Below are 5,203 nucleotides of genomic sequence, written 5' to 3'. Positions count from 1 at the left end.
GTGCCCAACGAGCAAGTGCGCCAACCGATTTGTGGCCTCGTACACGTCGCGGTAGCTGAACGACCGCCCGCCGCAGGTGATCGCCACCGCCCCCGGGGCGCGGGCGACCTGCGCGGCGAACAACGCCGGGATCGACACCAGGGACATCGACGGCACGGCCAACACAGCCCGGTTGCCGATGTCGTCGAGCCGTTCGTGCTCGGCGGCGTCGAGCAGATCGATCGACGAAAGCCGGCGGCCGGGGTCGGCGGTCATGGCCGCCAGCACCCTGCGCAGCCGCTCGATCAACGTCTCGATGCTGTCCGCGTCGAAGACGTCGGTGCGGAACTCCACCATGCCGCCGATGCCTGCGGGCCGGCCCTGTTCGTCCCACCGTTCGGCCAGGGAGAACACCAGGTCCATGCGGGCGACCTGGGTGTCGACCGGCAGCGGGGTGACCCGCACATCGCCGAGCTCCAGGCCGGCGGCGGGGCCGTCGTGCTGCCAGGGCAGGTTCTGCCAGGCCAACACCACCTGGACCAGCGGATGATGGGTCAGGTTGCGGGTGGGATGGAGGCGGTCGACCAGGACTTCGAAGGGCACGTCCTGGTGTTCGTAGGCCGCCAGGCTGCGTTGGCGAACCCGGGCCAGCAGGTCGGCGACGCTGGGGTTGCCGCCCAGGTCGACCCGCAAAACGAGGGTGTTGACGAAAAAGCCGACGACGTCGTCGAGCGCGGGATCGCCGCGGCCGGCGATCGGGAACCCCACCGCCACATCGGAACTCGCGCTGACCTTCGACAGCAGCACGGCCAGCGCCGCCTGCACGACCATGAAGGTGGTCGCGTTGTGGGCCCGCGCCACCTGCGCGACCTGCTGCTGCAATTCGGGCGGCCACTCGACGTCGATGCGCGCTCCGCGGTGATCCGCGACCAGCGGGTAGGGGCGATCCGTCGGCAATTCGAGGCGTTCGGGCATCCCGGCCAGCGCGTCCCGCCAATACCTCAGCTGCGCGGCGATGGGGCTGCCCGGATCGTCGAGGTCACCGAATTGGGCGCGTTGCCACAGCGTGTAATCGACGTATTGCACCGGCAGCGGCGCCCAATCCGGGGCCTGCCCGCTGGACCTGCGCACGTAGGCCGCGCCGAGGTCGCGCACCAGCGGGGTCAGCGACCATCCGTCCGCGGCGATGTGGTGGGCCACCGCCACCAACACGTGGTCGTCATCGGCGAGCCGGAAAAGCTTTGCCCGCAAAGGGATCTCGTTGGACAGATCGAATCGGTGACACGCCTCGGTCTCGATGGCCTGGCTCAGCCGGCCGACCGGCCACCCGCCGGCGTCGATGACCTGCCAGCCGACCCGGGCGCCGTCGACCGGGACCACCACCTGCCGGGGGGTCCCCTCGGACGCGACGAACACCGTGCGCAAGCTTTCGTGGCGGGCCACCACGTCGCCCAGGGCGGTGCCCATGGCGTCGGTGTCCAGGCGCCCGCGCAGCCGCAGGGCCACCGCCATGTTGTGCACCGGCGACGGCCCGTGCAGCTGGTCGAGAAACCAGAGCCGGGATTGCGCGAACGACAACGGCACCTCGGCCGGCCGCTCGGCCGCCACCACCCGCGCGAGCTTGCTTCCCCCGCCGCACACCTGCGGCGCCAGCTCGGCGACCGTGGGCGACTCGAACAGCGCCCGCACCCCGAGGTGGGCGTCGAGGCCGGTGTTGACCGCGGAGACCAACCGCATCGCCGACAGCGAGTCGCCGCCGAGGTGGAAGAAGGAGTCGTCGATCCCGACGCGATCGACGCCGAGGACCTGGGCGAAGATGCCGGCCAGGATTTCCTCGATGGCGTTTTCCGGACCGCGATATCCGTTGCCGCCCTGGTAGTCCGGCGCGGGCAGGGCCCGGACGTCGAGCTTGCCGTTGACCGTCAGCGGCAACGCGTCGAGCGCCACGACCGCCGACGGGACCATGTACGTGGGGAGCCGCCGACCCAACCGGGCCCGAATATCGGTCGGGTCAGCGGCTCCTGTCACATAGCCGACGAGACGCCTGTCGCCGGCACGATCTTCACGGACGAGCACCGCCGCGCGTTCGACGCCCTGCACATCGAGCAGCGCGGCGCGGATCTCGCCCAATTCGATGCGATACCCACGCACCTTAACCTGTTCGTCGGCGCGCCCCAGATACCGCAGTTGGCCCTCCCCGGATCCGGAGCGGCCCCAGCGCACGAGGTCGCCGGTGCGGTACATGCGGGCGCCGGGTTCGCCGAAGGGGCAGGCCATGAACCGCGCCGCGGTCAGCCCCGGGCGGCGCCAATAGCCGACGCCCACGCCCTGGCCGGCCAGGTACAGCTCGCCCACCACCCCGGCCGGCACCGGACGCAACCACTCGTCGAGCACGAAAAACGCCGCCCGCGTGACCGGGGAGCCGATCGGCGGGAACCCCGACCCCGCCCGCAACGGCGCGCTCTTGCACGCCCACATCGTGGTCTCGGTCGGGCCGTAAACGTTGACCATCACCCGATCCGGCGCCCACCGGTCCACCAACTCGGGCGGGCACGGCTCGGCCCCGATCACCAACGCCGTCCCGTCTAACCCCTGCGCCGAGAGCATCCCCGCCGCCGAGGGCGTCTGGGTCAACACCGTGACGCCCTCATCAACCAACAGCGCGTGGAACTCCTCCGGGGAGCGGGCCACCGCATCGGGCACCACCACCAGGCGGCCGCCGTGCAGCAGCGCACCCCAGATCTCCCACACCGAGAAGTCGAACGCATAGGAATGGAACTGCGTCCACACCTGCTCGCCCGACAACGCGAACCCGATCCGCAGGTCATCGAACAACTGCGCGACGTTATGTTGAGTCACCGCAACACCTTTGGGCGCACCCGTGGTCCCCGAGGTGTAGATCAGATGCGCCACATCGCTCGGGGACGGCAAGGCGGGCGCGGTACAGGGCGCGCTCGCCACCGCCGGATCGGCGACGTCGATGACCATCACGTCGAACCCGTCGAACCTCTCGGCCAGGTCCGCGGTGGTCAGCGCGGCCCTCGGCGCGGCATCGGTGAGCATGAACTCGACCCGCGCCGCCGGCAGCGCGGGATCGATCGGCAGATACGCCGCCCCGGACTTGAGCACCCCCAAGATCGCCACGATCGCCTCGGCCGAACGCGAAAACACCAGCGCCACAAACGCACCCGGACCCACCCCACGACCGGCCAGCACGTGCGCCAACCGATTGGCCGCCTCGTCGAGCTCCCGATACGTCATCGACCGAACCCCGAAGCTCAACGCCACCGCATCCGGGGACCGCGCCGCCTGCACGGCAAACAGCTCGACCACCGACACCGGCGCCGCCGACCGACCCAACGCGGACGCGTTGCCCCATTCGCCGAGCCGGGCGCGCTCGTCGGCATCGACGGCGTCCAGCGACAGCAGCCGCCGGGTCGGATCGGCCGTCATCGCCACCAAGAGCTGTTGCAGCCGTCCCGCCAGGTCGGCGGCGTCGAGGTGGGCCCACGGTTCCCACATGCCCGCCGTGCTGAGGACGAGGTCGTCGCCGTCGCCGGAGAAGATGAGCCCGAAGCCGTCCGCCTGACCGGAGTTCGTGTACGACGCCGACGCCATGACACCGCCGAACGGCAGCGTGAACGCCGACGGGATGAAGTTGACGCTGACCCGTTCGGGCGGTTGCGTCAGCCCGCGGACCTTGCGCTCCAGCGCGTGCACCGGAAAGCGCTGGTGCTGGATCGCTTCGTCGATTCGTGTCTCGACGTGTTTGCAGAACGCGGCGACCGTGGACTGCGGCGCGACGCTCAACACCAGCGGCACCACGCCGGCGACCATCCCGGGAAGCGTCTTCTGCTCCGGACGCACGCGCCGGCTGACCGGGAAATCGAGCACGACGTCGGGGCCCTCGGCGGACCAGCCGCGCACCAGCAGGGCGCAGGCGGCGGTGATGACCGAGGTCACCGACACCCCCCACACCTCGCAGAACCGGTGTACCCGGCGCAGCACCGCGGGGTCCAGGGCCGTCGGGGCGGACGGCCACGGGTCGCGCTCCGCGGCTTCCCCGGGCAGCCGATGGTGCCCGGCGCTGTCCGGGGGAAGGTTCGCCGTCCAATACGCCTCGTCGTCCCGGTAATCGCCGGACCGTTCGTACTGCGCTTCGCAGTCGATCAGCTCCTGCAAGGAGCCGAAGACGGCCGTGGGAATGGGCCCGGCGGACACGATCGCGGAGTAGATCGAGGCGATGCGATGGCCGACCAGCGCGACGCCGGTCCCGTCGATGACGATGTGATGGCAGCAGGCGAACAAGAAGAACTCGGTGCGCCCGGTCTGGAACAGGACGAACCGGAATAGCGGCCCGGTGAGCGGCATGGGCGTGCGCTGGATCGCCAACGCTCGCCGGCGCGCTTCCTGCACGGGATCGGGCTCGTCGCGCAGGTCATCAAAGGCCAGCTCGACGTTCGGGTAGTCGACCGCCCGCTGGAAAACCTGGCCGTCCACCTCGAAGAAGGCGGCCCTGGCCGGTTCGGCTTCCCGCACCGCTTGCCGGATCGCCCACTGCAGGGCGTCGCGCTGGACCATGCCGTCGATCCGCACGAACAGCCCCAGCTGCCACTCGGTGTCGGAGTGACCGGTTTCGCGCGCCAGCCAGATGTCCAGCTGTCCGCGCGTCAGCGGAAGTGCTTGAGGATCAAGCTGCATCCCACGCCCCAACCACAGGGTCTTCCTTTCAACCCCCCGGTTGTCTGGTACCGCTCGCACGGAAGCCCGGTCCGCTTCCGCTCGTTGTCCCCGCGCCGGCGCGACCTGCTTCCCGGCGCCCCACCGAGCAATCGGGTGGAGCGTCGGCAAAGACCGACCGCGACCGTCGTTGCAGTTCGTCGTCGACCGAGACGACGAAGCCGGCGGGTGTCGCTATCGAACGCCGACGCTCACCGACCCCGAAAATTCTCGTAGTCGACATGAGTGCAACAGTTGGGAAGGCTAGTAGACGAGAACCCCGGTAGTCCAGGTTTATCCAAACTTAATGTCCTGTGAATTACCCAAAATCGTAGACTAGACCTGTCAATCGCCTCACTTAAGATACCTCTAGTACTGATTGAGGGTAGTCCGGCTACATACAGTATTGATTGGTTCGCGGTGTTCAGCCGTTCTAATGGCGCCCATTGCGGCGGCGACCGTTATCGGCGCGTGATAGGCGGCGCGCCGTCGGACCACAACAGGC

The 5,203-nt window shown here is 69.3% G+C and carries 1 protein-coding gene; it reads right to left on the bottom strand.

The genetic code is table 11. The annotated features are described in order from the left end of the window. Positions 1–4,680 (bottom strand): non-ribosomal peptide synthetase (locus JF781_RS27350; RefSeq protein ID WP_225341341.1); only part of this gene is annotated, 4,680 nt, incomplete at its 3' end. Positions 4,681–5,203: the final 523 nt, after the last annotated feature.

Source organism: Mycobacterium sp. WUMAC-067, from assembly GCF_020217485.1.
Taxonomy (GTDB): Bacteria; Actinomycetota; Actinomycetes; order Mycobacteriales; family Mycobacteriaceae; genus Mycobacterium.
Note: the sequence above shows the minus strand (reverse complement) of the source record. Positions and strands in the feature narration are given on the sequence as shown.